This is a genomic window from Streptomyces sp. NPDC007856 (genome assembly GCF_042868225.1).
In the GTDB taxonomy this organism is placed as follows: domain Bacteria; phylum Actinomycetota; class Actinomycetes; order Streptomycetales; family Streptomycetaceae; genus Streptomyces.
In genome coordinates this window covers 102944-127188 of record NZ_JBIAEC010000019.1, presented here as the reverse complement: position 1 = coordinate 127188, position 24245 = coordinate 102944, and the positions used below count along the sequence as shown (strand labels likewise).

The 24245-nt window shown below is 72.5% G+C and carries 19 protein-coding genes and 1 pseudogene; 4 read left to right on the top strand and 16 right to left on the bottom strand.

Going from position 1 to position 24245, the window contains the following annotated elements; all coding sequences use genetic code 11:
* Positions 1-9: 9 nt before the first annotated feature.
* From ACFYOH_RS35955 to ACFYOH_RS35895, 13 genes are all read right to left on the bottom strand, one after another.
* Positions 10-1743 (bottom strand): FHA domain-containing protein, encoded by a 1734-nt coding sequence (locus tag ACFYOH_RS35955; protein ID WP_388634672.1) that lies wholly within the window; start codon positions 1741-1743, stop codon positions 10-12.
* A gap of 35 nt (positions 1744-1778) precedes the next feature.
* Positions 1779-3119 carry a VWA domain-containing protein gene (locus tag ACFYOH_RS35950; RefSeq protein WP_388634670.1) on the bottom strand — a complete coding sequence of 447 codons (1341 nt, stop codon included), beginning with the start codon at positions 3117-3119 and terminating at the stop codon, positions 1779-1781.
* 95 nt (positions 3120-3214) lie between these two features.
* A complete protein-coding gene (locus ACFYOH_RS35945) occupies positions 3215-4576 on the bottom strand; it encodes a PP2C family serine/threonine-protein phosphatase (protein WP_388634668.1) in 1362 nt (453 codons plus the stop codon).
* Positions 4577-4579: 3 nt separating this feature from the next.
* Complete coding sequence (locus ACFYOH_RS35940) at positions 4580-7042, bottom strand: tetratricopeptide repeat protein (RefSeq protein ID WP_388634666.1); 2463 nt, start codon at positions 7040-7042, stop codon at positions 4580-4582.
* The gene (locus ACFYOH_RS35935) at positions 7039-8313 is read right to left on the bottom strand and encodes a hypothetical protein (protein ID WP_388634664.1); all 1275 of its coding nucleotides are present in this window, start codon (positions 8311-8313) and stop codon (positions 7039-7041) included. Before ACFYOH_RS35935 ends, ACFYOH_RS35940 begins: the two co-directional genes overlap by 4 nt.
* Before the next feature lie 43 nt (positions 8314-8356).
* Complete coding sequence (locus tag ACFYOH_RS35930) at positions 8357-9391, bottom strand: glutamate ABC transporter substrate-binding protein (RefSeq protein ID WP_388634768.1); 1035 nt, start codon at positions 9389-9391, stop codon at positions 8357-8359.
* Positions 9392-9405: 14 nt separating this feature from the next.
* On the bottom strand, positions 9406-10788 hold the full coding sequence (locus ACFYOH_RS35925) for a hypothetical protein (protein WP_388634766.1): 1383 nt from the start codon (positions 10786-10788) through the stop codon (positions 9406-9408).
* Between the two features lie 220 nt (positions 10789-11008).
* Positions 11009-11980: an N-acetylglucosamine kinase gene (locus tag ACFYOH_RS35920; protein ID WP_388634662.1), complete on the bottom strand. Its 972-nt coding sequence runs from the start codon at positions 11978-11980 to the stop codon at positions 11009-11011.
* Entirely contained in the window at positions 11971-13236 is a 1266-nt protein-coding gene (locus ACFYOH_RS35915) for a 6-phospho-beta-glucosidase (protein ID WP_388634660.1), read from the bottom strand. Before ACFYOH_RS35915 ends, ACFYOH_RS35920 begins: the two co-directional genes overlap by 10 nt.
* A gap of 7 nt (positions 13237-13243) precedes the next feature.
* Positions 13244-14137 (bottom strand): carbohydrate ABC transporter permease, encoded by an 894-nt coding sequence (locus ACFYOH_RS35910; protein ID WP_388634658.1) that lies wholly within the window; start codon positions 14135-14137, stop codon positions 13244-13246.
* A 2-nt stretch (positions 14138-14139) separates the two neighbouring features.
* Positions 14140-15081, bottom strand: a complete 942-nt coding sequence (locus tag ACFYOH_RS35905) for a carbohydrate ABC transporter permease (RefSeq protein WP_388634656.1) — start codon at positions 15079-15081, stop codon at positions 14140-14142.
* Between the two features lie 3 nt (positions 15082-15084).
* Positions 15085-16431: an ABC transporter substrate-binding protein gene (locus tag ACFYOH_RS35900; RefSeq protein ID WP_388634654.1), complete on the bottom strand. Its 1347-nt coding sequence runs from the start codon at positions 16429-16431 to the stop codon at positions 15085-15087.
* Positions 16432-16481: 50 nt separating this feature from the next.
* Entirely contained in the window at positions 16482-17693 is a 1212-nt protein-coding gene (locus ACFYOH_RS35895; RefSeq protein WP_388634652.1) for an ROK family protein, read from the bottom strand.
* Between the two features lie 336 nt (positions 17694-18029).
* On the opposite strand from ACFYOH_RS35895, the gene ACFYOH_RS35890 reads away from it, so the two are divergent.
* Positions 18030-18497: a hypothetical protein gene (locus ACFYOH_RS35890; protein ID WP_388634650.1), complete on the top strand. Its 468-nt coding sequence runs from the start codon at positions 18030-18032 to the stop codon at positions 18495-18497.
* Here ACFYOH_RS35890 and ACFYOH_RS35885 read toward each other — a convergent pair.
* Complete coding sequence (locus ACFYOH_RS35885; protein ID WP_388634648.1) at positions 18487-19104, bottom strand: Uma2 family endonuclease; 618 nt, start codon at positions 19102-19104, stop codon at positions 18487-18489. The two genes, ACFYOH_RS35890 and ACFYOH_RS35885, sit on opposite strands and share 11 nt — an antisense overlap.
* A 142-nt stretch (positions 19105-19246) precedes the next feature.
* Positions 19247-20356, bottom strand: coding sequence for a mechanosensitive ion channel family protein (locus ACFYOH_RS35880; RefSeq protein WP_388634646.1), 1110 nt, complete (start codon positions 20354-20356; stop codon positions 19247-19249).
* Positions 20357-20680: 324 nt separating this feature from the next.
* Here ACFYOH_RS35880 and ACFYOH_RS35875 point away from each other — a divergent pair, with 324 nt between their 5' ends.
* Positions 20681-21217: an HNH endonuclease gene (locus ACFYOH_RS35875; RefSeq protein WP_039649619.1), complete on the top strand. Its 537-nt coding sequence runs from the start codon at positions 20681-20683 to the stop codon at positions 21215-21217.
* 62 nt (positions 21218-21279) lie between these two features.
* On the opposite strand, the pseudogene ACFYOH_RS35870 reads toward ACFYOH_RS35875, so the two are convergent.
* A pseudogene (locus ACFYOH_RS35870) lies at positions 21280-21619 on the bottom strand (ABC transporter permease); the annotation flags it as partial.
* A 211-nt stretch (positions 21620-21830) separates the two neighbouring features.
* Here ACFYOH_RS35870 and ACFYOH_RS35865 point away from each other — a divergent pair.
* Together ACFYOH_RS35865 and malQ are read left to right on the top strand one after the other, a co-directional pair.
* Positions 21831-22121, top strand: a complete 291-nt coding sequence (locus ACFYOH_RS35865; RefSeq protein WP_388634644.1) for a hypothetical protein — start codon at positions 21831-21833, stop codon at positions 22119-22121.
* Positions 22122-24212: a 4-alpha-glucanotransferase gene (malQ, locus tag ACFYOH_RS35860; protein ID WP_388634642.1), complete on the top strand. Its 2091-nt coding sequence runs from the start codon at positions 22122-22124 to the stop codon at positions 24210-24212.
* The last annotated feature ends 33 nt before the right edge of the window (positions 24213-24245 follow it).

The following is a 24245-nucleotide window of genomic DNA, read 5'->3' as shown; positions in this document are numbered from 1 at the left end:
CCGGTCTGCTCAGGCCCGGCGGATGGTGATCGTCGTCCAGGCGCCCACGTGCACCCGGTCGCCGTCCTGCAGCGGGACCGGCACGAACGGCTGGATCGGTTCCTCGGACATGTTGACCGTGGTGCCGTTGGTCGAGTTCTGGTCGACGACCGCCCAGCTGCCGTCCGGCTGCTGCACCAGCACCGCGTGCTGGTGCGAGACGCCCGGGTCCTCCGGCGGCACCGACAGGTCGATGTCGGGGGTGTCGCCGGTGGAGTGCCGGCGGCGGCCGATGGTGACCTGGTTGCCGCCGAGCGTGCGCTGCTGCTCGGGCGAGTACGCGGGCAGGTTCAGGCCCGCGGCCTCGGGGCCCGAGCGCTGCATCATCGCCATGAAGTAGTCGCGGTCCGGGCCGATGGTCGCCGTCCAGGTGGTCCGCTGCTGCGGGAAACCCGCGCCGGGCGGGGCCTGCGTGGCGCCGGGCTGCGGGTAGCCGTACCCGCCGCCCTGACCGCCACCGGGGCCGCCGGCCGGGCCGGAGGCCGACGGCGGAGATATCACCCAGTCGTCGTCACCGCCGAAGGCGGGCCCGGGGGCCGCGGGGCCGCCCGGCGGCCCACCGCCAGGCCCCGGCGGCGGACCGCCGGCGCCGGGCCGGCCGGTCTCGCGCGGGAACGCGGGCGGAGCGGGCGGCCCGGACTGCTGGAACGCCTGTGAGGCACCGCCCGGACCGGCGGACGGGCTCGGGTCGGGCGGCGGCAGCGGACGCGAGGGCTCGCCGCCGAAGCCGGAGGGACCGGGCGCGCCGGGACCGCCCTGGGGCGGGCCGGGGGGAGTGGGGCCACCGGGGCCGGAGGGCTCACGGCCGAAAGGGCCACCGGGGCCGGACGGCTCACGACCGAAGGGCGGCGGACCGGCCGGACCGCCGGGCGCGCCGGGCCCCTGAGGCTGACCCGGGCCGCCGCCGAAACCGGAGGCACCACCGGGCCCCTGCCCCTGCCCGCCGCCGAAACCGGAGGGACCACCGGGCCCCTGCCCCTGCCCCTGCCCGCCGCCGAAACCGGAGGGACCACCGGCACCCGGGGCGCCCTGACCCGGGCCGCCGAAACCGGAGGGACCACCGGGCCCCTGCCCCTGCCCCTGCCCGCCGCCGAAACCGGAGGGACCACCGGCACCCGGGGTGCCCTGACCCGGGCCGCCGAAACCGGAAGGGCCACCGGCACCCGGGCCGCCCTGACCCGGGCCACCGAAGCCACCCGGACCGCCCGGGCCGGACGGACCCGGTGAGGTCGGCGGGCCCGACGGGCCGCGCTCGGCGGCGAACGGCGTCGGGCCCGACGGCTCGCTGCCGAAGGACGGGATCGGCTCGGCGGGCCGGTTCATCTGCGAGGGGCGCGAGCCCTGGTACTCGTACCCGTCATTGCCGCCGTACGTCGCGCTCGGCGGCTGGAACCGCGGCTGCGGCGGGCGCGGCGCGGCCGGGGTGTACGAGGTGGCCGTGTTGGTCAGGAAGTTCCACCGGCACTCCTCGCAGAAGGGCGCGCCGCCCTCGCGGGGCGTGCGGCACTGCGGGCACAGCTCCGGCTCCGGGGCCGAGGCGGCCGGCGGGCGTCCGCCGGCCTGGGTGCCCTGCGGCGGCGGGAAGCCGTAACCGCCCGCGGGCGGGGGCGGCGGGGGCGGAGGTACGGCACCGGCCATGCGGTGACCGCAGACCTCGCACCAGTCGTCGGAACCCGACTGGTGTCCGTTCGGGCAGGTCGGCATGTCGGTGCTTCCCCTTCTCCGGATGTCCTACTGGGTCACTTCTTTACACGAACAGTCTTTGTGGACCGGGTCTCCAGAGTCATCTCGTCCGCCTCTGCGACCTTCGTCTTCAACCGCACAGTACCTGTCGCGGCATCGACCACGTCCACCACCTTCGCAAGCAGTTTCGCAGTATCCGCGTTCCCGGAGGCATTGGCGAGCTGAACCGCACGTCCCAGTTTGGCCGTTGCGCCATCGAAATCGCCCGCCTTGCGAAGATCGAGCCCTTGCTTGATGGCTTGTGCCAGTTCGGCCTGCCCGGTGTAGTGGGCGACTTGAGGGTTGATCGAGGTGGAGGCCGCCATGTCGTCGGTCCACACGGCCCGTACGAGGCCCTGCGCGCCCAGGTTCTGTACCGATCCGTCCGCCTGCGGCACGACCAGCGAGACCCGCGCGGCGAGCATCTCCTGGCCGAGGCCGGCCGCCGGAACCTGAACGCACAGGTGGTAGTCGCGGGACTCGTCGCCCCAGGATCCGGTCGGGTAGTCCCCGGCGCGCGGCCCTGCCTCGGTGCGGCGGGCGGTCAAGTCCTCGACGGTGGGCGCGACTTGCTTGACGAACCGGATGGCCGTGCCGACCGGCGTCCACACTCTGAGCGAGACGTCGGCGACCTCCTTGCCCATCGCCGCCTCCATCATCCGCGTGAAGTCGGCGGCGAGACCGGCCGGGTCGGCGACGATGTCGGCGGAGCCGAGCAGCGCCGAGGCGATCCCTGTGACTTCTTTCACTTCCCAGTCGGTGCCCACGCCCCGCGCGTCACAGGTGAACCGTCCGGCGCAGGCCTGAAGCGACGCCCTCAGATCCTCCGGCGACTCGTGCTCGTTGCGGCCGTCGGTGAGCAGGATACCGTGCCGGATGGTGACGTCCGCCGAGTTCAGCAGCCGGTCGGCCAGCCGCAGCCAGGTGCCGATGGCCGTACCGCCGCCCGCGCTGAGCTTGCGCAGCGCCTGCTTGGCCTGCTCACGGGTGCCGGCGTCGGCGACGGCGAGCCGTCCGCCGCCCGGATAGACCTCCTTGGCCACATGTGTGCCGCCGATCACCGCGAAGTGCGTGCCGTCGCGCAGGGTGTCGATCGCGGCGGCCGTGGCGTCCCGGGCGTTGCGCATCTTGGTCGGCGGGTAGTCCATCGAACCCGAGCAGTCGACCATCAGCGCCACGGCGGCCGAGGGGCCCTGGCCCCGCGGGTACAGCGGTGCCGCGGCGCTGCCGACCGTGCCGCCACCGGTGGCCGTCACGGTGACGATGGCGTTGACCTCGCGCCCGCCCTCCGGCAGGTACTCGTTCTGATAGACGTCCATCGAGAACTGCGGCACATGCGACTTCGCGAAATTGGCCATGCGTACTCAAATCCCCCTTGACCGCCCTGCCGATGCAGGGCGATGGCTGTGAACGGGCCGGTCCCCTCCGGCTCGCGGCCCCAGACCCCGGGCCCTCAGGCCGATCCTGCCCCCTGCGGCGGCGCCGGGAACGGCACGACCGCCACTGTTACGTTGTCGTGGCCCCCGCCGTCCAGGGCGTGGCCGACCAGGACCCGGGCGCTGTGCAGCGGACGCTCGGCCGCGTCCGGCGGTACGACCTCGGACATCTCCTCGGCCGTCTCGGCGTAGTTCCACAGGCCGTCGGTGCACACCACCACGACTCCGGGCCGGTCCGGCTTGAAGGACGCGGTGTGCGGCTCCAGTTCGTAGGCGTCCGCGCCGAGCCAGCCGGTGATCGCGTGGGCGCGCTCGTCGGCGTACGCCTCGGCCTCGCTCATCAGGCCGGCGGCGACCATCTGCGCGGCCCAGGAGTCGTCCTCGGTGAGCCGGGCCGCCGGCGCGCTGCGGTCGTCCGGCACCCAGTAGACGCGGCTGTCGCCGACCCAGCCGACGACCAGCAGTCCGGAGGCGACCACCGCGCCGACGATCGTGCAGGCCGGGGAGTTCTGGTGCGGGGCGTGCTCGCGGGCCGTGGCGGGTTCCTCGGCGAGCGCGTTCACGGCCTGTGCGGCGGCGACGATCGCCTCGTGCATGGCGGTCTGCGGGTGCGTGCCGCGCGGCAGGGCGGCCAGCAGCGTGTCGCCGGCGGCCTGGGACGCGGCGGACGACGCGTCGTCGGGGCGGGTCGCGGAGGACACGCCGTCGCAGACGATCGCGAGGGCGGCGGGGGTGCCGTCGGGCAGCGCGGTGTGGCCGACGGCGAAGGCGTCCTCGTTGCGGTGGTGGCGCAGGCCCCGGTCGCTGACGGCGGCCACCGGGCCGGACTCCCGCTCCACGTGGTCGCGTTCGCGGGGCTGGGCGTGCCCGCAGTTCTCGCAGTAGCCGTCGCTGTCCACCCGGCCTGCCCGGCAGGCCACGCACAGCTGCGCGGGCTCCTCCGGCACGGCTGTGGTGCCGGGGTTCTCGGCCACCCGCGGGTCGGGCGCCTGCAGCGGGTACTCCTCGGGCTCCGCGGGCCGGTCGAAGCGCACCCCGGAACCGGCCGGCTGCGGTGCGTCCGATGCGCTGGTCCGGTGGCCGTGCGGGTCCGTGCCGGACTCGTGCTCGGGCAGGGGTGCGCCGCCGGAGTCGGTGCCGGGCAGGTCGGCCGGCAGGTGCGGCGCCTGCGGGGCGCCGGAGCCGTCCGGCTCGGGGGCGGGCCAGTCCACGCCGTCCCCCGGGGTGCCGGTCATGGTGAGCGTCGGATGGTCCTGCGCAGGTGCGGGTACGACGGAGAGGTCGTACCCGCACGCTCCGCAGAAGAGGTCACCCGGCTCGACGGGCTCCGCGCAGCTCGGGCACTTCGGCAGTGCGGCCTGCTGGGGCATCTGCGACATCAACTACACCCACGTCCGGGGGCGGTAACGGTTGGCCCGTTCCACCAGTTCGATCCTCTCCTCGCCGCCGGTCGCCAGCCGGGCCAGCGTGCGGTAGGCGCGCTCCAGGCCGAAGCGGAGGCCCCGCTCGTCCAGACCGCTGCCCAGCAGCACCCGTCCGCCGGCGGCGGGCGGGGAGCCCTGGCCACCGGAGAGTATCCAGTCCAGCGCCGAGCCGAGGACTTCCGCCGACAACTGCTCGCGCCGCGCCGGGTCCAGACCGTACGCGTCCAGCGCCTCGACCTGCCCGGCGGCAGCCGTCAGGTCGTCCAGGAACGGTACGTCACCGGCGGTCGCGGTGCGCTGTCTGAGCCGCGCCCGGACGGCGGCGACCCGGGCGGCCGTGTAGTGGATGGAGGACTCCGGCACCGACTCCAGGGTGCGCACGGCACCGTGCCGGTTCCCGGCCGCGAGCTGCACCCGGGCCAGCCCGAAGGCGGCGCTCACATAACTCGGGTCGGTCGCCCACACCAGGTGGTAGTACTCGGCCGCGTTGTCCAGCTGGCCCAGCACCTCCGCGCACAGGCCGAGCGCCAGCTTGGGCGCGGCCTCGCCGGGGAAGGCGTCGTAGATCGCGTCGAAGGAGAGCGCGGCGCCCTCGAAGTCGCCGGTGACCAGGGCGGCCACGCCCCGGTACCACACCACCCGCCAGTCGTCGGGGCGCTCCTCCTCCAGCTTGGCCAGGCTCATCAGCGCCGCCTGGTGGTCGCCGCTCTCCAGCCGGGCGCGGATCTGCCGGAGCCGGGTCTCCACGGTCTGCGTGGGCGCCGCGTCCAGCGCGCTGATCAGTTCGGCCGGGGCGGAGGTCAGCAGACCCGCCAGGAAACCGGCGTTGGGGTCGCCCGGGTCGACCAGCGGGACCGGCAGGGCGAGCGCGGTGGCCGGGGTGTCGACGGGCTTGACGAGCGCGGGCGGGAGCGCGGCCGGGCCGGGGTGCGTGGCCCTGGCGAGGGGCCGCGCCCCCAGCCGGGACACATCACCGTCCAGCCGGGGGAACAACTCCCGGTCGATGACCTTCACTTCGGGGCCGAACAACGTCGACAGCGCGGGCCGCGCCTGCCCGGTCTGCAACGAGACCACCTCGCGCAGCACACCGGTCAGCTGCTCGGCCATCTCCTGCGCGGAGGCGAACCGGCGGGCCGGGTCGGGGTCGGTGGCGCGCACGAGCAGCCGGTAGAAGGACTCGTAGCGGCGGAAGACGTCGATGGTGTCCGGATCGGGCAGCGAGTCCGCGTAGACGTTCGTGTAGCCCTGGAAGTCGAAGGTGAGCACGGCGAGCGTACGGCCCACCGTGTACAGGTCGCTCGCCACCGACGGGCCGACGTCGGCGACCTCGGGCGCCTGGTAGCCGACCGTGCCGTAGATCGCCGACTCGTCGTCGTCCATGCGGCGCACGGCGCCCATGTCGATCAGCTTGAGCTGGTCCTCGGTCTGGATGGCGTTGTCGACCTTGAAGTCGCAGTAGAGGAGGTTACGGCTGTGCAGGTGGCCGAGTGCCTCCAGCGCCTCGATGCCGTACGCGCAGGCCTGCTCCACCGGCAGCGGGTCACGCCGGCCGTCCGGCGTACGGCGGGCGTTGGCGATCTCCTTCAGGGACTTGCCGCCGACGTACTCCATGACGATATAGCCGTCGAGGGAGCCGGTGCGCTGGTCCAGGTGCTCCACGAAGTTGTAGATCCGCACGATGTTGGCGTGCTCGATCTCCGCGAGGAAGCGCCGCTCGGAGATCGCGGCGGCCATCGCGTCCTGGTCCCCGGTGTCCAGCAGACCCTTGAGGACCACCCACCGGTCGGAGACGGCCCGGTCCACGGCGAGGTAGATCCAGCCGAGTCCGCCGTGCGCGAGGCAGCCCACGACCTCGTACTGGCCGTGCACGATGTCCCCGGCCTTCAGCTTCGGCACGAAGGAGTACGGGTGCCCGCACTTGGTGCAGAAACCTTCCGTACGGCCAGGGCGGTCACCCCGCGCGCGCCCCACCGGCGCCCCGCAGTCCGAGCGCGAGCAGAACCGCTTGCGCTCCGGCACCTCCGGGTTCTCCAGCACCATCGCGCGCGGGTCGGGCCGCGGCACCTGCGGTACGTGCACCAGGCCGGCGCCGAGCCGCCCGCGGGTGGAGGTGCCGGAGGAGGAGCCGGAGCTGCGCACCGACACCGAACGCCCGCTGGAGCGGCCCGACAGGGACCGCGACAGCCGCCCCGACACCGAGCGGCGCGACTTCGACGACTGCGAGGACGTGCGCGAGCTGCTGCGCGAACTCCCGCTGTCCGCCGCGCCCCTGGTGATCCCGGTCGCCGGCGAGCCGACCATCCCGGTCGCCGACACCACCGGCGCGAGTCCGCAGGTGTCGCAGTACAGCTCGCCGCCGCCGACGTCCTCGTACGACCCCTCGCAGCCCGGCCGCTGACAGGTCTGCCCCGGCTGGCTCATGACTGGTCCCCCTTACGGTCCTCCGGCGCGCCCGCGCCGCCGAGCAGCTCGGCCGCCAGCTGGTGGTAGCGCAGCACGGCCTGTTCGGCCACCCGGAGGTCGCAGGGCGCGCTCCACAGCATCCGGCGGGCCGCGTCGTACCGCTCGACCAGGAACGGGTCCTCCGCGAGCCCGTGCCGGGCCACCTTCGCCTTGTACGCGTCGAGCCGCCCGCGCAGCTCGGCGCGGACGGCGAGCGGCGCGGTGACCGCGGTCAGCGACTCGCGGGCGCGCAGCAGTTCGTCCTCGGCCTTCCGCTCCAGGGACTCCAGGAGCGGGGAGAGCCGGTGCCACTGCGCCTGCCTGCGGTACTCGGCCGCCGTCGCCAGCTGCTCCTGGAGCACGGTCGGCGGCCCGCTGACCACCGGCACCTCGGTCGCCGCGATCTTCGCCAGCACCTCGCCGCGCGCGGTGCGCGCCTCGGCGAGGGTGCGGTCGGCGCGCGAGAGCACGTCCCGCAGCCGGATCAGCCGCGCCTCCGCGTCCTGCCGGACCGTCAGCACGGCGTCGATCTCCCGGCGCACGTCCTCCAGGGCGCGCGCCTCACGGTCGTACACCGTGGTGTCCGGCCGGCCGCCACCGGGCGCCGAACTGCCCTCCGCCGGCACCCAGAAGGCCAGCGGATCCGACACGACGTCTTCCCTGAGCCTGGTCAGCGTGCGCGTGATCCGCTCCAGGTCGTCCCCGGAGGGGTGCTCGCCGGGGCGTACGCCGACGGAGTGCGCGAGCTTGCGGGTGCGCTGCAGTTCCGCGGCGAGTAAATCGATCCGCGCGGGCAGCGCCGACCACACCGCGTCGCAGGCCACGACCAGGTCCAGGCTCGTCGCGTACAGCTCGTTCATCCGGTCCACCAGGCCGGACAGCGAGAAGGACTCGCTCAGCGTGCCGTTCCCGGCCACGGTGACGGACTCGCCGCGCAGCAGATCGGTCAGCTCCACCAGGTCCTCGCGGCTGGACCAGCGGCGCCGGGAGCGGATCTCACGGGCGGAGCGCAGCGCGGCCGCGTAGGCGTCGAAGTACCCCCACAGCAGGGTGATCCGCGCCTCCGTGGCCTGCCAGCGTTCCTTGGTGACGCCGGTCAGTTCGGCGCCTTCGAGGAGTCTGCGGCCCGCGTGGTCCTGCAGCGCCAGCAGCGAGGTCTCGATCGCCTCGTGCTCCTGGCCGAGCCGCGCCAGCGCACGGTCCACCTCGTCCCGGTCCATCACCGGCCCGGCGGGGTCCGTGACGCCCATCGATCACCTCTCGCTGCTTTCAAGGATTCCGGTCGGATGTGGCTCAGCTCGTGCGCAGATACTGCGGTGCGGGCGGCTTGGAGGCGCTGGAGTCCTTCCCCAGTGTCGCCGACAGCCACTTGTCGTACGACGCCTGCCAGCCGCCGGTGCGGTAGTCCACCAGAATGCGATTGACCCGGCGTACCAGATCGGAGGCGTCCTTCTTCATCGCCACGCCGTAGTACTCGGTGGTGAACGCCCCGCCCTTCAGTTCGACGGTCGGGTCCTGGGCGGCCTGGCTGGCGGCGAGCGCGCCGTCCGTCACCACCGCGTCCACCTCGCCGAGTTGCAGCCTGACCAGGCAGTCCAGCTGGTTCGGGACGGTGGTGGAGATGTCCGTGGAGGAGGGCAGGGTGCCGCCCTTCCTGTCGGCGTCGAGCTTGGTGTACGCCGTCGAACCGGCCGCCGTGCAGATCCTCTTGTGCGCCAGGGTGCTGTTGTAGCCCGTGATCGACGACGACTTGGGGGCGAGGACCTGCTGCCCGGTCTTGAAGTAGGGCGCGGAGAACGCCACCTGGGACAGCCGGTCGCAGGTGATGGTCATGGTCCGCACGACCATGTCCACCCGCCCGTCCTGTATCGCGGAGATCCGCTGGCTGGTCGGGATCGCCTTGAACTGCACCGCGTCCGGGTCGCCGAGGATGTCCTGCGCGATCCGGTGCACCAGGTCGATGTCGAAGCCCTCCAGCTCCGCGCCCTGGGTGTTGGGGTTGCGGTAGCCCCAGTGGTAGCTGTTCTGGTCCACGCCGACGATCAGCTTGCGCTTGGCGCCCGTACGGGCCTTGATCGCGTCGATCGTCGGGCCGTCGGCGCCGGACGGCGACAGGGTCTGGTTCTGCGCCCCGTCGGGCTTGCAGTCCTCGGCGCGGGCCTGCACCCCGCTCGCGACGGCCTGACCGGTCCGCACCGGGCGGTCCGGCGGAGGCTGCTGGGTGCACGGCAGCAGCAGGACGAACGCCAGCGCCAGCGCGCACAGCACCGCCATCGCGCCGACCCCGCCCCAGCCCCGCAGGGAGGCCCGTACACGCGCCGCATACATCGTCATGCCCCCTGTCACCGGTACTCCGAAAGCCTGCGGCCGATGCCGAACAGGGCCCCGGCCGCGCCGAGCACCGCGAGCACGGCCGCGCCCACCGGCAGCCCGGCCATGGCGTCCCGGCCGTCGCCGGCGGCCTGCTGGAACTCGCTCTGCTCGTGGTCGATGGCGCGGGCGAGATTGGCGTCGACGCTGTCGAAGCACTCGCCGGTAGCGCCCTTGGCGCCGATCACCTTGTCCAGCGCCTGCTCGTAGTTGCCGTCCTCGTCCTCGGTGCGAGCCGCGGTGTGGCGCTGCTTCCACACCGCCATGTTGGCCTCCGCCGCCTTCACCGGTGCGCTGCCGCCCTGGTCGTCGGCGAGCTTTGCCGCCCGGGTCAGGCCCGTGCCGAGGGTGGTCATGTCCTTGTCGAAGTCGTAGTAGTACGCGTCGTACGTCTGCCCGTCGACCGTGATGGTCTCGGCGCCGCGCGCCACCAGACTCAGGTTCTCGTTCCCGCGCGCCTTCAGGGAGGCGATGCGGGCGTCGTGCAGCACCGTCAGCGAGCGGATGCCGTGGTCGTAGGAGCCGTTCAGCTCCGAGCGGGCCACCGCGTGCCCCACGACCAGCCACAGCAGCGCGACCGTGGTGGCGGCGGAGGCGGCGACCAGGCCGTGGTTGAGGACGCGGTTGGTGCGCCGGTAGGTGCGGTGCTGGGCCCAGCCGAGCGCGGCCAGCGCGAGCACGCCGAGGCCGATGGCGATCCACGGATACGGGGTGGCGTCGCCGTAGTCGGCGTCCAGCCGCTGGTTCTCCTTGGTGTAGAGATCCTCCGCCGCCGGGAGCATCTCCTTCTGCATCTTCTCGTTGGCGTACCGCAGATAAGCGCCGCCGACCGGGTAACCCTGCCGGTTGTACGTCCGCGCCCGCTCGATGAGCCCCTTGTACTCGGGCAGCAGCTTGTTCAGCCGGGCGATGGTCGCCTCCGAGGCGGAGCCCGGCTCGGCGTTCGCGGCGGCCGTCACCAGCCCCGAGGCGGCGGTCCGGATGTCCTTCTCGTACCGGTCGCGGGAGGCGGCCGTCTCCTGGCCGCCGGCCAGGAACCCGCTGGAGGCCGCCGTGTTGGCGTCCGCCAGCGATCGGTAGATGTCCGCCGCACCGGAACTGAGCGGCTGGCTCCTGTGCAGCACGTCGTCGGCGGCGGCCGCGCGCTCACTGGCCTGCCAGGCGGTGACCGCGCCGAACGCCACGACCAGCAGCGCGAGTACGGCCCCGATGATCCGCAGCCGTCCCGGCTCGGTGGTCGTCGCCTCCCGCAGCCGGTCGACGCCCTCGGCGAACGCGGTCCGCCGGGCCGACGGCGCGGGGGAGGTGGCGGCCGGGCGGACGGGCTGTGCGGGGATACCGGGGGCGGCGGGCATGCCGGGGCCCGCCACCGGTGGCTCTGCCGTGCTCTTCGGCGGGTGTGTCACTCGACCTCCCCCATGGTCATCCGTTCGCCGCCAAGTATCGCCGCCCGGACCGACATCCGCACCGGCCTTCACTGGATCTTGATCGGATCGCAGCGTGCGCTGCTCATGAATACGCCGGGAGCATCTGTTCGGTTCCCCCCGGGGAAGGTACCGGAGCGGTGGGCGGCGGCTAGCCCTCCCAGTGCCCCCGCGCCCGCTCCTGGGCCTCCGCGCCCGCCCCCAGCCGGTCCAGGCCCAGCAGGGCCGCGCCCAGGACCGGGCTCGCCGTGACCACGCGGACGTCGGCCTTGGGGGCGCGGGCGGCGAGCAGGTCGCGGATGCCGTCGTCGAGCAGCGCGTGGCCGGCGGTGAGGACGCTGCCGCCCAGCAGCACCGGCGTCTCCTCGTCGAGCAGGTCCAGGCGGGTCAGCGCCACCGTGGCCATCACCGCCACCTCCGCCGCGAGCCGGGCGACGATCGAGCGGGCCACCGCATCTCCCTCGGCGGCCGTCGCGAAGAGCACCGGGGTCAGCTCGTGCCGGCGGTCGTGGCCGACGTGCTCCAGATGCAGCGCCTCGATCAGCGCGTACATCGTCGGCAGCCCGAAATGGCCGGGCAGCGTGCGGGCCAGGGCCGTCGGCTCGCCCCGGCCGTCCTCCGCGCGGGCCGCGAACCACAGCGCCTCCTCCGCCAGGCCCCAGCCCCCGCCCCAGTCACCGGAGATCCGGCCGATCGCCGGAAACCGCGCGGTACGGCCGTCGGGGCGCATGCCGACGCAGTTGATGCCCGCCCCGCACACCACGGCCACCCCGCGCGGCTCGGCGACGCCCGCGCGCAGGATCGCGAAGGTGTCGTTGTGGACCTCCACCGACGCGCCCCAGCCGCGCGCCTGGAGCGCGGTCGCCAACTGCTCCTCCTCGACGGGGAGATCGGCGTTGGCGAGGCATGCCGAAACGTGCGAGACGGATGTGACGCCGGCGTCCGCGAAGGCCCGCCCCACCGGTTCGGCCAGCGCGTCCACCGCCGCGCTCACCCCCACCGCGGGCGGGCGGAAACCGCCGCCGCGGGCCGTGGCCAGCACCTCCCCGGCGGCGGTGACCACGGCCACGTCGGTCTTGCTGTTGCCCGCGTCGATGGCAAGCACGGTCGAGGTCAGGCCCACGCGAGGTGCTCCCGGTTGTGTGCGATCAGTTGGTCGGTGAGGGCGTCGGCGTACGCGTGCTGACCGATCAGCGGATGGGCCAGCAGGGCGCGGAAGACCCGGTCCCGGCCGCCGCGCAGCGCCGCCTCCAGGGCCAGGTCCTCGTACGCCGTCACGTTCGCGATCAGCCCGGCGAACAGGGGGTCCAGCTCCGGCACCGGCAGCGGGGACGGTCCGGCCGGGCCGACCGCGGCCTGGACCTCGATCACCGCGTCGTCGGGCAGGAAGGGCAGCGTGCCCTTGTTGAGGGCGTTCACCACCTGGTAGGGGCTGCCTCCCCCGCCCAGCAGCGCCGCCGCCAGGTCGACGGCCGCCTCCGAGTAGTAGGCGCCGCCGCGCCTGGCGAGCAGCGCCGGCTTCTCGTCCAGGGCCGGGTCGCCGTACATCCTCAGCAACTCGCGCTCCATGGCGGCCACTTCCTCCGCCCGGGACGGCTTGGTGCGCAGTTCGCGCACGACCTCGTCGTGGGCGTAGTAGTAGCGCAGGTAGTAGGAGGGGACCACGCCCAGGCGGTCCAGGAGGGGGTGCGGGAGGTGCAGGTCGTCGGCGATCGCCTCGCCGTGCTCGGCCAGCAGCTTGGGCAGGACGTTCTCGCCCTCCGGGCCGCCGAGGCGCACCCCCGTCTCCCAGGTGAGGTGGTTGAGGCCCACGTGCGCCAGATGCACGTCGGCCGGCGCCACGCCCAGCAGGTTCGCGAACTTCCGCTGGAAGCCGATCGCCACGTTGCACAGCCCGACCGCGCGGTGCCCGGCCTGGAGCAGGGCGCGGGTGACGATGCCGACCGGGTTGGTGAAGTCGATGATCCACGCGCGCGGGTTGGCACGGCGGACCCGTTCGGCGATGCCGAGGACGACCGGGACCGTGCGCAGCGCCTTGGCCAGGCCACCCGCGCCGGTGGTCTCCTGGCCGACGCAGCCGCACTCCAGCGGCCAGGTCTCGTCCTGCTCGCGGGCCGCCTGGCCGCCGACGCGCAGTTGCAGCAGCACGGCGTCGGCACCGTCGACGCCCGCGTCCAGGTCGGCGGTGGTGACGATCCGGCCGGGGTGGCCCTGCCGGGCGAAGATACGGCGGGCCAGCCCGCCGACCAGCTCCAGGCGTTCGGCGGCCGGGTCCACGAGGACGAGTTCCTCGATGGGCAGGGTGTCCCTCAGGCGTGCGAAGCCGTCGATGAGTTCGGGGGTGTAGGTCGAGCCTCCGCCGACCACGGTGAGTTTCATGGATGGATCAACCCTTTACTCCGGTGAGGGTGACGCCTTCGACGAACGCCTTCTGGGCGAAGAAGAACACGAGGATCACGGGGGCCATGACGAGCACGGTCGCGGCCATCGTGAGGTTCCAGTCGGTGTGGTGGGCGCCCTTGAAGGACTCCAGGCCGTAGGAGAGGGTCCAGGCGCCGGGGTTCTCGGACGCGTAGATCTGCGGGCCGAAGTAGTCGTTCCAGGCGTAGAAGAACTGGAAGAGGGCGACGGCGGCGATGCCCGGCCTGGCCATGGGCAGGACGACCTTCAGCAGGGTCCCGAGGTCGCCGCAGCCGTCCACCCGCGCCGCGTCCAGGTACTCGTTCGGGATCGTCATCAGGAACTGCCGCAGCAGGAAGATGGAGAACGCGTCGCCGAACGCCATCGGGATGATCAGCGGCCACAGCGTGCCGGACAGGTCCAGCTGCTTCGCCCAGAACAGGTACATCGGGATGATGACCACCTGCGGGGGCAGCATCATCATCGAGATCACCAGCATCAGGGACAGATCGCGGCCCCGGAAGCGGAACTTGGCGAGCGCGTACGCCACCGGGACGGACGACACCACGGTCAGCACGGTGCCGAGGCCGGCGTAGATCAGCGTGTTCTTCCACCAGGTCAGGAAGCCGGGCGTGTCGAAGACCTTCTTGTAGTTGCCCCACTCCCAGGTGTGCGGGATCAGGTCGCGGCTGAGCGCCTGGGTGTCGCTCATCAGCGAGGTCAGGAACACGAAGACGAACGGCAGGGTGAAGAACAGCGCGGCGGCGACGCCGAGGGAGTGGACCGCGATCCATTCGAGCAGTGCCCTGCGCCGGGCGGTGCGCTCGGCGGCCGCGGAGGGCGTCCTCAACTCCACCGGCTTGTCCAGTACTTGGGTCATGGTCAGTCACCTGCCTGGATGAGACCGCCCCGGCGCCGCATCAGGAACCCGGTGAACACCATCGACAGGGCGAACAGCACCAGGGCCACCACACAGGCCGAGCCGTAGTCGAAGCGCTGGAAGCCGAGGTTGTAGACGAGCTGGGGGAGGGTGAGCGTGGACTTGTCGGGGTAGCCGGGTTCGAACTGGGTGCCCGCGCCCTGGATCACCCCGGAGGCGACCTTCCCGGCGATCAGCGGCTGGGTGTAGTACTGCATGGTCTGGATCACGCCGGTGACGACCGCGAACATCACGATCGGGGAGATGTTCGGCAGGGTGACGTACCTGAACCGCTGCCAGGCCGAGGCGCCGTCCAGCTCGGCCGCCTCGTACTGCTCGGCCGGCACGTCCAGCAGCGCGGCCATGAAGATGACCATCAGGTCGCCGATGCCCCACAGCGCCAGCAGGGTCAGGGCCGGCTTGGACCAGGTGGGGTCGTTGAACCAGCCCGGCGCGGGGATGCCCACCTTCTCCAGGACTGAGTTGACCGGGCCCGTACCGGGGTTGAGCAGGAAGGCGAAGGCCATGGTCGCGGCGACCGGCGGGGCCAGGTACGGCAGATAGAAGAGGGTGCGGAAGACCCCCGTGCCCGTCCTGATCTTTGTGATGAGCAGTCCGATGCCGAGCCCGAAGACGACCCGCAACGACACCATCACCAGCACCAGCCACAGCGTGTTGCGCAGGGCCGGCCAGAAGAGCGGGTAGTGCTCGAAGACGTAACGCCAGTTCTTCCCACCGCTCCACGTCGGCGGCCGGAAACCGTCGTAGTGCATGAAGGAGAAATAGACCGTCGAGATCAGCGGGTACGCGAAGAACACCGCGAAGCCGATCAGCCAGGGCGACATGAAGGCGAGGGTTCGAAGCGCCGACCGGCGGCGCTTCGACGCCAGAGTGACCGTACTCATCGGCTACTTCGCCTGCGCGATGTCCGTGTCGATCTGCGCGGCCGAGTTCTTCAGACCCGCCTTCAGATCGGTGACCTTGCCGCTTTCGTAGTCGTACCCGAGCTGCTGGATCGTGACCAGGTACTGGCCGCCGTTGATGGAGGCGGGAGTCGTGGCGGATTCCGGATTGGCGGCGATGTCGAGGAAGGTCTTGAAGCGCGGGTCGTACTTCAGCTTCGGGGACTTCAGCGCGGCCAGCGTGGAGGGCACGTTGTGGATGTCGTTGGCGAATCCGACCACCGCGTCGGTGTTCGTGGTGATGTACTTGACGAATTCCCAGGCCGCGTTCTGCTTGTGGCTGCCGGCGGCGATGCCCGCGATGGTGCCGGTGATGTAGCCCTTGCCGTACTGTGCCGCCTGGTCGTCGGGCACGGGCAGCGGGGCGACCCCGATCTCGAACTTGGGCCTGGCCTGCTCGGCCATGCCGAGCCGCCACTCGCCGTCGAGCTGCATGGCGACCTGACCGGTGTGGAAGGGGTGCTTGGGACCCCATTCGTCACCCAGCGTCACCCGGAACTTCTCCAGCTTCTGGAATCCGCCGAGTTCGTCCACGAGCCGCTTCTGGAGCGCGAAGCCCTTTTCGAACGCCGGGTCCTTGGCGAGGTTCGACTTTCCGTCCTTGCCGAAGTACGTCGGCGAGAACTGGGCGAAGTAGTGCTCGGTGGTGGTCTCCCAGCCGTGGTAGTCCGGCATGAAGCCCAGCTGCTTGTAGGAGTCGCCGTCGGTGATGGTCAGCTTCTTGGCGTCGGCCTCGAACTCGGACCAGGTCTTCGGCGGATTCGCGAGGCCGGCCTTCTGGAACGCCGTCTTGTTGTAGTAGAGCCCGTACGCGTCACCGAGCAGCGGCACCGTGCAGCGGTTTCCGTCGAACTGGGTGTATTCGTTCATGGTCTTCGGGAACGTCTTCTCGGGGTCGATCCCGGACTTCCTGAAGAAGGGGTTGAGGTCGACCAGGGCACCCGAGGAACAGAACTTGCCCACATTGTTGGTGGTGAACGAGGAGATCACGTCCGGCGCTTTGCCACCGCCCGACCGCAGCGCCTGGTTGATCTTGTCGTCGGTCATGTTGCCGACGATGTTCACGTGGATGTTGGGGTGCGCCTTCTCGAAGCCGGCGACCAGGGACTTGACGGCCGCCACCTCGTTCGGCGCGCTCCAGGCGTGCCAGAAGTTGATCGTGGTGTCCTTCGAGGCGTCGTCCGTCGCGCCGGAGCCGGACTGCCCGGTGCAGGCGGTGGCGGCGAGCAGCAGGGCGGAGGCAGTCAGGGTGAAAGCCGCTTTTCGGGCGACTTCGGGTATGGCTGTGGGCATGGCGAGGTCTCCCAGGGACGGGTGAACGGGAAGAGGAGTGCTGCCGGGGGTCAGCGCGAGGTGTCGAAGACCTCGTCGCGGGTGGTCACGAGCGCGGACTCCAACGCGCCGCGCAGAACGGGGTGTTCGTGGACGTCGCCGACGACCAGCCGGGGGCGGGCCGCGGCCAGCTCCTCCAGCTCGGCCTGGACGAGGGCGCGCAGCACCTCGCCGCCTGCCGTCAGCGCGGAGCCGCTGAGGACGACGAGTTCGGGGTCGAGGACGGAGACGAGCGAGGCGAGTCCGGTGGCGAGCCGGGTCGCGTAGGTCAGGAGCAGTTCCCGGTAGGGGCCGGAGGCGTGATCGGCGCCCCGGGCCACGAGTTCGGCGGCGACCTCGGTGTACGGCCCCGACGGCACATCCGGGATGCCGAGTTCGCGGGCCAGCTTCGGTACCGCCTGGGAGCCGGCCAGCTCCTGGTAGCCACCGCTGTTGGCCTTGGTCACCTGCCGCACCAGGGGAGTGCCCGGCACCGGCAGGAAGCCGACCTCGCCGGCGCCGCCGGTCCAGCCGCGGTGCAGCCGGCCGCCGAGGACCAGGGCGGCGCCGAGCCCCTCCTGGTTCCACAGGAGGACGAAGTCCCCGTGGCCCTTGGCCGCCCCGAGCCGCTGTTCGGCGAGGGCGACGAGGTTGACGTCGTTCTCGTACTCCACCGGCATCGGCAGGGCGGCGGCGAGCTCGTCGAGCAGGGTGGGGGAGTGCCAGCCGGGGAGGTGGGAGGCGTAGCGCAGCCGACCGGTGTTGGGGTCGAAGGCGCCCGGAGTGCCGATGACCAGCCGGTGCACATCGGACCGGGCGAGCCCGGCGGCCTTGACGGCGCCGTCGAGCGCGTCGGTGACCTGCCGGACGACGGGTTGGGCGGGCCGCCGCCCCGGAGTGGGCAGCTCGTACTCGCCCACCGTCCGGCCCGTGATGTCGGCGACGGCGGCGCGGATCCGCTCCGGGGTCACATCGAGGCCCGCGGCGTGCGCGGCGGTGGGGTTGACGGCGTACAGCTGGGCGTTGGGGCCCGGCCGGCCCTCGCTGGTGCCGGTGACCCGGACCAGTCCGGCCGCCTCCAGGCGGGCCAGTAGTTGCGAGGCGGTGGGCTTGGACAGGCCGGTGAGCTTCCCGATCCGGGTGCGCGAAAGCGGCCCGTGCTCCAGCAGGAGGTCCAGGGCGGCGCGGTCGTTCATGGCGCGCAGCACGCGCGGGGTGCCCGGCGTACCGGCGGTTCCTGCCATGGGGTCGACACCTGCCCTTCCAGCCGCCCAGCTTCTCAGTGACCTGCCCGGAGGTCCAGTCTTGATCACCGACCGCCCAGGAGATCACTGTTAGGAAACTTTCCTATTGGGGTGGGAGGAAAGTAAGCCCAGGACGAAGGGGGCGTCAATAGACAACGCTTCCGAGGCAACAGAGTCGTTATCTCGCCGGGAGCGGCTGTATACCTGATGCACAGCTTGCCGATCTTCGATCCCGGCAGTGGGGGCCGGTGGACGACGAGCGGATGGTGAAGGATGCCCGACCGAAGACTCCTGGGGAGGCTGTGGCGTGCCACGATGTCCGGCGTCCTGCCACTGATGATCTTGCTGACCGTGCTCGGCGCGGTGGACGACGGACTGTCCTGGTCGACGGCCGCCGACCTCACTCTGCCGCCCGCCCTCTGGGCGTTCGTCGGCTTCCTCTTCGCCCTCTACCTGTACGGCACCCTGCTCCGCCGGGCCCGCGGCACCGGCATACCGGTCTCGGTGGAGGCGCTGGCGGCCTGCCAGGAGTATGTTCTCGGTGCCGGCCCGGCCGCGCGGCTGAAGGCGGACCTGCCCGCGTCCGAGCGGGCGTGGGACGTGCTGAGCGGCGAGGAACTCCACTTCCGCTGGCGCCCGTTCCGCGGGCGGCGCTCCGTCACGGGCACGGTGACTTTCGACGACGCGTCGGGAGAGGCCCGCATGAAGATCCACGCCGACCGCAACCTGACGGGCGGCTCGGGCCTGCGCAGGGCGAGCGCGTTCGTCGCGCTGTGCCAGGTCGTGCTGCTCGTCAGTCGGTGACGAAGGGGGCGGTGTCGAGGGTGGGGTACGGCGCCGGGAGGGGGAGGGGGTCGCCGAGGGTGACCTTGGTGTCGGTCCTGTAGTAGGCCTCGGTGGGGTCGTCGCCGGGGAGGACGGGGTCGGTGTAGCAGTGGGCGGTCTTCGTGTTGCGGTTGATCAGGACGTAGACGGGGATGTCGACGGCGGCATAGGTGGCGAGCTTGGCGCCGGTGTCAACCGCGTGGTTGGTCGACGTGACCTCGCCGACCAGAGTGACCATGTCGATCGGGTACCACCCTTTGTGCACCTTGAGATATGAGCTGTCCAGCTCGGTCGGCTCCCGGCGCAGGACGTAGAAGTCGGGAATCACCAGCGCCATGGTGCTGCCGTCCTGGTGGGCAGCCCGGAAGCCCATGCCCATACCCGCCAGGTCGAGTCCGGCCATGTGGAGCTGGACCGTGAGCTTGACGGCGCCCTTGCTGTGGTTGTAGTCCGGCTGCGGCGGCACGATGACCGTCCCCTCGACGTACTCGGGTCGAATCGGCGCCACCGACGCCTCCTCGATCGCGATCAGCAGATCGATGGGGTCCTGCGTCATCACCGGCTCCATGAGAGGTTCGGCGCTCATCGCTCGTTCTCCTTGTCGCACTGATGCCAGGCTAAGCCCACGCCGGGCGCCCCGGGCAGAACGATGGGGCACCACGCGCGCCCTCGGCGCCGGAATGCCCCACCTGTTCACTCGAACGAGTGTGCTGAAACCGTTCCGCTCGCTACTTGCCCGGAGGCGTCGGCCGCTGCATGGCGATCGGTGCCGTCGCCGCCGCCTGCGGCGAGTCCGCGTTGGCGTACACCGAAGGCGCCGCCACCGCCGCCGCCGGGTCGGCGGCCTCCTCCGCGTCCTCGACCGACGTCGCGCCGCCCACGATGCGGATCCTCGCCGCGTCGAAGGCGCGCTTGATGCGCCAGCGCAGTTCGCGTTCGACCGTCAGCGCCTTGCCCGGCATGGTCTTGGCCGAGACCCGCACCACCATGGAGTCGATCAGGACCGAGTCCAGGCCGAGCACCTCGATCGGGCCCCACAGCAGCTCGTTCCAGGGCTCTTCCTTGCTCATGTGCTCGGCGACCTCGTCCAGGGTCGCCTTGACCCGGTCCAGGTCCTCGCTCGCCCGCACCGTCACGTCCACCCCGGCCGTCGCCCAGCCCTGGGAGAGGTTGCCGATCCGCTTGACCTCGCCGTTGCGGACGTACCAGATCTCACCCTCGCCACCGCGCAGCTTGGTCACGCGCAGCCCGACCTCGATGACCTCACCGGTGGCCACGCCCGCGTCGATCACGTCACCGACGCCGTACTGGTCCTCCAGGATCATGAACACGCCGGAGAGGAAGTCGGTGACCAGGTTCCGGGCGCCGAAACCGATCGCCACACCGGCCACACCGGCCGACGCCAGCAGCGGCGCCAGGTCGATCTTGAAGGTGGACAGGACCATCAGCGCGGCCGTACCGAGGATCAGGAAGCTCGCCACCGACCGCAGCACCGAGCCGATCGCCGCCGACCGCTGCCGGCGCCGCTCGGCGTTGACCAGCAGCCCGCTCAGCGCCGTGCCGTCCACGGCCTCGACGGTGCGGCCCATCCGGTCGATCAGCTTGGTGATCGCCTTCCGCACCGCCGCGCGCAGCGCCACCGCCACGACCACGATCAGCAGGATCTGCAGCCCCATCGCGAGCCAGGTCGACCAGTTCTGCTCGACCCAGCTCGCCGCGTTCGTCGCGCTCTGCTGGGCGTCCTGGAGCGACGGCACGACCGGTGCCGTCTCGGACGGGGAAGGGGACGGGGTCGGCGACGCACCGGCGGCCAAGAGGGCGGCGGGCAAGGACGACACGGCAGGTACCTCCAGGTGCTGCACGGTCCGTGCCGGCGGGCGGTCAAGGTCTTGAAGGTCACGAGAAGGTCACCGGACGGACAGGGCCACCACACTAACGGGGCATTGTGTGCGCATCGCGCGGATCCGCCAAGGAGGGGCGCAGGAGAGACGGGACTCACCCTGGCTTGAACCGGCCATGATCCGGGGGATGAATCAGGTGTGGTCGAAAACACTCCCAGCCCGTTACCGGGACATGGTGGCGCTTCCACCAGGCATGAGGGGAGACTGGCTGCAGATCGTCCCGGCGCGAGCCACGCGCCGCCGACGCCCAAGGAGGCACCCGTGCCGCACGTCCTGGTCCTCAACGCGTCGTACGAGCCGCTCGGCGTCGTACCGCTCCGCCGCGCGCTCGTCCTCGTCCTGGAGAACAAGGCCGTCTCCCTCGAGGAATCCGGCGCCTATATGCACAGCGCAACCGTCACAGTCCCCGCACCCAGCGTGGTCCGGCTCAAGCGATTCGTCCGGGTTCCCTATCGGGGGCCCGTTCCACTCACCCGGCGCGCACTCTTCGCGCGCGACGGGGGCCGGTGCATGTACTGCGGTGGCGTCGCAACCAGCGTCGACCACGTCATCCCGCGCAGTCGCGGGGGCAAGCACGTCTGGGACAACGTGGTGGCCTCCTGCCGCCGCTGCAACCACGTGAAGGCCGACCGTCACCTCGTCGAGCTGGGGTGGCGACTGCGGCACAAACCCGCCCCGCCGACCGGGCTGGCCTGGCGCATCATCGGCACCGGGCACAGGGATCCGCGCTGGTTGCCCTACTTGCAGCCGTACGGCGCGGACGATGCCCTGGCCCGGATCGACGGCATTTCCGCCTGACAATCCGGGCCTTCGCGTACCCGCCGGCTCCGGGGGTCCCCTGTGCCCCGGAGTCTTCGGGCTCACGAGTACCGCAGCGCCCCGGGGTGTGCCGAACGGCGCAGCAGGGGGCAGCGAGACGGCCGCCGCCAGCAGGCAGCAGGCGTACACGCCCACCGGCACCAGCAGTGCGGTGCACGGCACCGCCTGGGTGAGCCGGCCCTGGGTCAGCGAGGCGTACCAGACGCCGATCGCCATGCCGCCGGCACCCGCCAGCACGACCTCCAGGGCCAGCGGCAGCGCCGTCTCCAGCAGCAGCGCCCGGCCGAGCACCGCCCGGGGCACCCCGGAGGCGACCTGTGCGGCCAGGCCGCGGCGGCGGTTCGCCACCGACTCGGCGGTGCCGACGGCGAGGCCGGAGAGCGGCGGCGAACAGCAGCCCCGGCCCGCGCCCCGCTGCTCGGCCGTACCCGGCTACATGCACTGAGTGAACAGTGATCTGCGGCGCGGGCCGCGCGCCGCCCGTCGTCGTGTGTTCGAGCAGCTCTCGGGAGTGCCCGCGCCGTCACGGGGTAGGCCTGCCGTAATCCGTTCAAAACCGCAACATCCGACCGCCCCCCGAAGGAGGCCCCTCGTGGCCGCACCGGCTCGACTCCCGATCCCGGCCCAGTGGAAACCCGAGGCGGACCCGTCCGCCCCGACCGACGGCGCGCTGTGCGTGTTCAGCGCGGAGAGCGCCTGCGCCCAGGCCCCGCTGACCAGCGAGCCGCCCCTGCCCGACGCCGAGCCCCTGACCAGCGAGCCGCCGCTCGCCGAGGCCACCCCGCTGACCAGCGAGTCGGACGCCTTCGGCGCGGGGTCGCACGAATCCGACACCTACGGCGGGGGGTCGGAAGAGTCCGGCGCCTTCGGCGCGAGGCCGTAGATGAGCGCGGAGTTCGAGGACTTCGCGGACGCGGACCTGGCCCGGCTCGCCGGTCTGCACGGGGTCGCCACCTCCTACAGCCCCGCCCCCGGTCGCGAGGTCCCGGTCCCCGCCTCCGCAGTGGTCGCCGCCCTGGCCGCCCTCGGCGTCGACGCGGCCGGACCCGCCGCCGTACGCGCCGCCCTCGACGCGCGGGAACGCGAACTGCGCGAGCGCCTGCTGCCGCCGACGCTCGTGCACTGGGCCGGCGACCCGCAGGGCCCCGCCGCCCTCGCCGCGCTGCCGCCCGGCACCCGCCTGCGTGTCGAGACCGAGGCGGGCCAGGACCGGGACACCGCCGCGGACCTGCCGCTCGGCGTGCACCGGGTGACCGCCGCCGCCCCCGACGGCCGCACCGGCCACGCCCACCTCGTCGTCTCCCCCGACCGGCTGCCCGCCCCGCCCGGCCGCGCCCACGGCCTCCTCGTCCAGCTGTACTCCCTGCTCTCCCGCCGCTCCTGGGGCATGGGCGACCTCGGTGACCTCGCCGAGCTGGCCGGCTGGGCCGGACGCACCGCCGGCGCCGGATTCGTCCAGGTCAACCCGCTGCACGCGGCCGTACCCGGCGCCCCCACCGACCCCTCGCCCTACCGCCCCTCCTCGCGCCGCTTCCCCGACCCCGTCCACCTGCGGATCGAGGACATCCCCGAGTACGCCTACGCCGCCGACCGCGAGCGGCTGAGTGCCCTGCTGGAGCGCGCCGAACGGCTGCGTGCCGCCGTCCTCGACAAGGGCGCCCTCATCGACCGCGACGCCGTGTGGGAACTCAAGCGCGAGGCACTGGACCTGGTCCTGACCGTCCCCCTCGGCCCCGGCCGCCGGGCCGCCTACGACGACTTCCGCGCCGCCCACGGCCAGGCCCTCGACGACCATGCCACCTGGTACGCCCTCGCCGAGATCCACGGCTCCGACTGGCACCGGTGGCCATCCGCCCTGCGGGACCCCCGTTCGGCCGAGACCGCCCGCGCCCGTGCCGACCTGGCCGACCGGGTCGAGTTCCACGCCCGCCTCGCCTGGCTCACCGACGGCCAGCTCCGCGCCGCCCAGCGCGCCGCCCGCGAGGCCGGCATGTCCGTCGGGATCGTGCACGACCTCGCCGTCGGAGTGCACCCCGCCGGCGCCGACGCCTGGGCCCAGCAGGACGTGTTCGCCGCCGGCATGTCCATCGGCGCCCCGCCCGACGCCTTCAACGCCCGCGGCCAGGACTGGGGCCTGCCGCCCTGGCGCCCCGACCGGCTCGCCGCCACCGGATACGCGCCCTACCGCGAGCTGCTGCGCGCCCTCTTCCGCTGTGCCGGCGCCCTGCGCATCGACCACGTGATGGGCCTGTTCCGGCTGTGGTGGGTCCCCCAGGGCAGCGCGCCCACCGGGGGCACCTACGTCCGCTACGACGCGGACGCCATGCTCGCGATCCTCGCCCTGGAGGCCGGCCGCGCCGGAGCCGTCGTCATCGGCGAGGACCTCGGCACCGTCGAGCCCGGCGTGCGCGAGACGCTGCAGCGGCGCGGGGTGCTCGGCACCTCGGTGCTGTGGTTCGAACGCGACTGGGAGGGCGACGGACGCCCGCTGCCGCCCGAGCGCTGGCGCGCCGACTGCCTGGCCACCGCCACCACCCACGACCTGCCGCCCACCGCCGCCCGGCTCACCGGCGACCACGTCGACCTGCGCGACCGCCTGGGCCTGCTCACCCGCCCGGCGACCGAGGAACGCGCCGAGGCCGTCGCCGACGCCGCCGAGTGGCTCGCCCTGCTGGGCAGCCTCGGTCTGCTGGACCTGACGGCCGCCGGGCCGCCCGGCTCGGACGAGGAGGAGGAGATCCGCGCCGTCCACCGCTTCCTGCTGCGCACCCCGGCCCGGCTGATCGGCGTCTGGCTCCCGGACGGCGTCGGCGACCGCCGCCCGCAGAATCTGCCGGGGACCTGGGACCAGTACCCCAACTGGCGACTGCCGATCGCGGACCCCGCGGGCCGGCCCGTGCCCCTGGAGGAACTGACGGCCTCCCCGCGGCTGCGGGCACTACTCCATGTGTTCGGGCAGGCCAGGGGTGTGTGAACCCCCGGTACGGGACCCCGGCCGCGCGGCCTT

What these genes read in the sequence shown, in the direction of transcription:
- ACFYOH_RS35955 (WP_388634672.1), bottom strand. Translation starts at nt 1,743, where the DNA reads ATGCCGACCTGCCCGAACGGACACCAGTCGGGTTCCGACGACTGGTGC.
- ACFYOH_RS35950 (WP_388634670.1), bottom strand. Translation starts at nt 3,119, where the DNA reads ATGGCCAATTTCGCGAAGTCGCATGTGCCGCAGTTCTCGATGGACGTC.
- ACFYOH_RS35945 (WP_388634668.1), bottom strand. Translation starts at nt 4,576, where the DNA reads ATGTCGCAGATGCCCCAGCAGGCCGCACTGCCGAAGTGCCCGAGCTGC.
- ACFYOH_RS35940 (WP_388634666.1), bottom strand. Translation starts at nt 7,042, where the DNA reads ATGAGCCAGCCGGGGCAGACCTGTCAGCGGCCGGGCTGCGAGGGGTCG.
- ACFYOH_RS35935 (WP_388634664.1), bottom strand. Translation starts at nt 8,313, where the DNA reads ATGGGCGTCACGGACCCCGCCGGGCCGGTGATGGACCGGGACGAGGTG.
- ACFYOH_RS35930 (WP_388634768.1), bottom strand. Translation starts at nt 9,391, where the DNA reads ATGTATGCGGCGCGTGTACGGGCCTCCCTGCGGGGCTGGGGCGGGGTC.
- ACFYOH_RS35925 (WP_388634766.1), bottom strand. Translation starts at nt 10,788, where the DNA reads ATGCCCGCCGCCCCCGGTATCCCCGCACAGCCCGTCCGCCCGGCCGCC.
- ACFYOH_RS35915 (WP_388634660.1), bottom strand. Translation starts at nt 13,236, where the DNA reads ATGAAACTCACCGTGGTCGGCGGAGGCTCGACCTACACCCCCGAACTC.
- ACFYOH_RS35910 (WP_388634658.1), bottom strand. Translation starts at nt 14,137, where the DNA reads ATGACCCAAGTACTGGACAAGCCGGTGGAGTTGAGGACGCCCTCCGCG.
- ACFYOH_RS35905 (WP_388634656.1), bottom strand. Translation starts at nt 15,081, where the DNA reads ATGAGTACGGTCACTCTGGCGTCGAAGCGCCGCCGGTCGGCGCTTCGA.
- ACFYOH_RS35900 (WP_388634654.1), bottom strand. Translation starts at nt 16,431, where the DNA reads ATGCCCACAGCCATACCCGAAGTCGCCCGAAAAGCGGCTTTCACCCTG.
- ACFYOH_RS35895 (WP_388634652.1), bottom strand. Translation starts at nt 17,693, where the DNA reads ATGGCAGGAACCGCCGGTACGCCGGGCACCCCGCGCGTGCTGCGCGCC.
- ACFYOH_RS35890 (WP_388634650.1), top strand. Translation starts at nt 18,030, where the DNA reads ATGATCTTGCTGACCGTGCTCGGCGCGGTGGACGACGGACTGTCCTGG.
- ACFYOH_RS35885 (WP_388634648.1), bottom strand. Translation starts at nt 19,104, where the DNA reads ATGAGCGCCGAACCTCTCATGGAGCCGGTGATGACGCAGGACCCCATC.
- malQ (WP_388634642.1), top strand. Translation starts at nt 22,122, where the DNA reads ATGAGCGCGGAGTTCGAGGACTTCGCGGACGCGGACCTGGCCCGGCTC.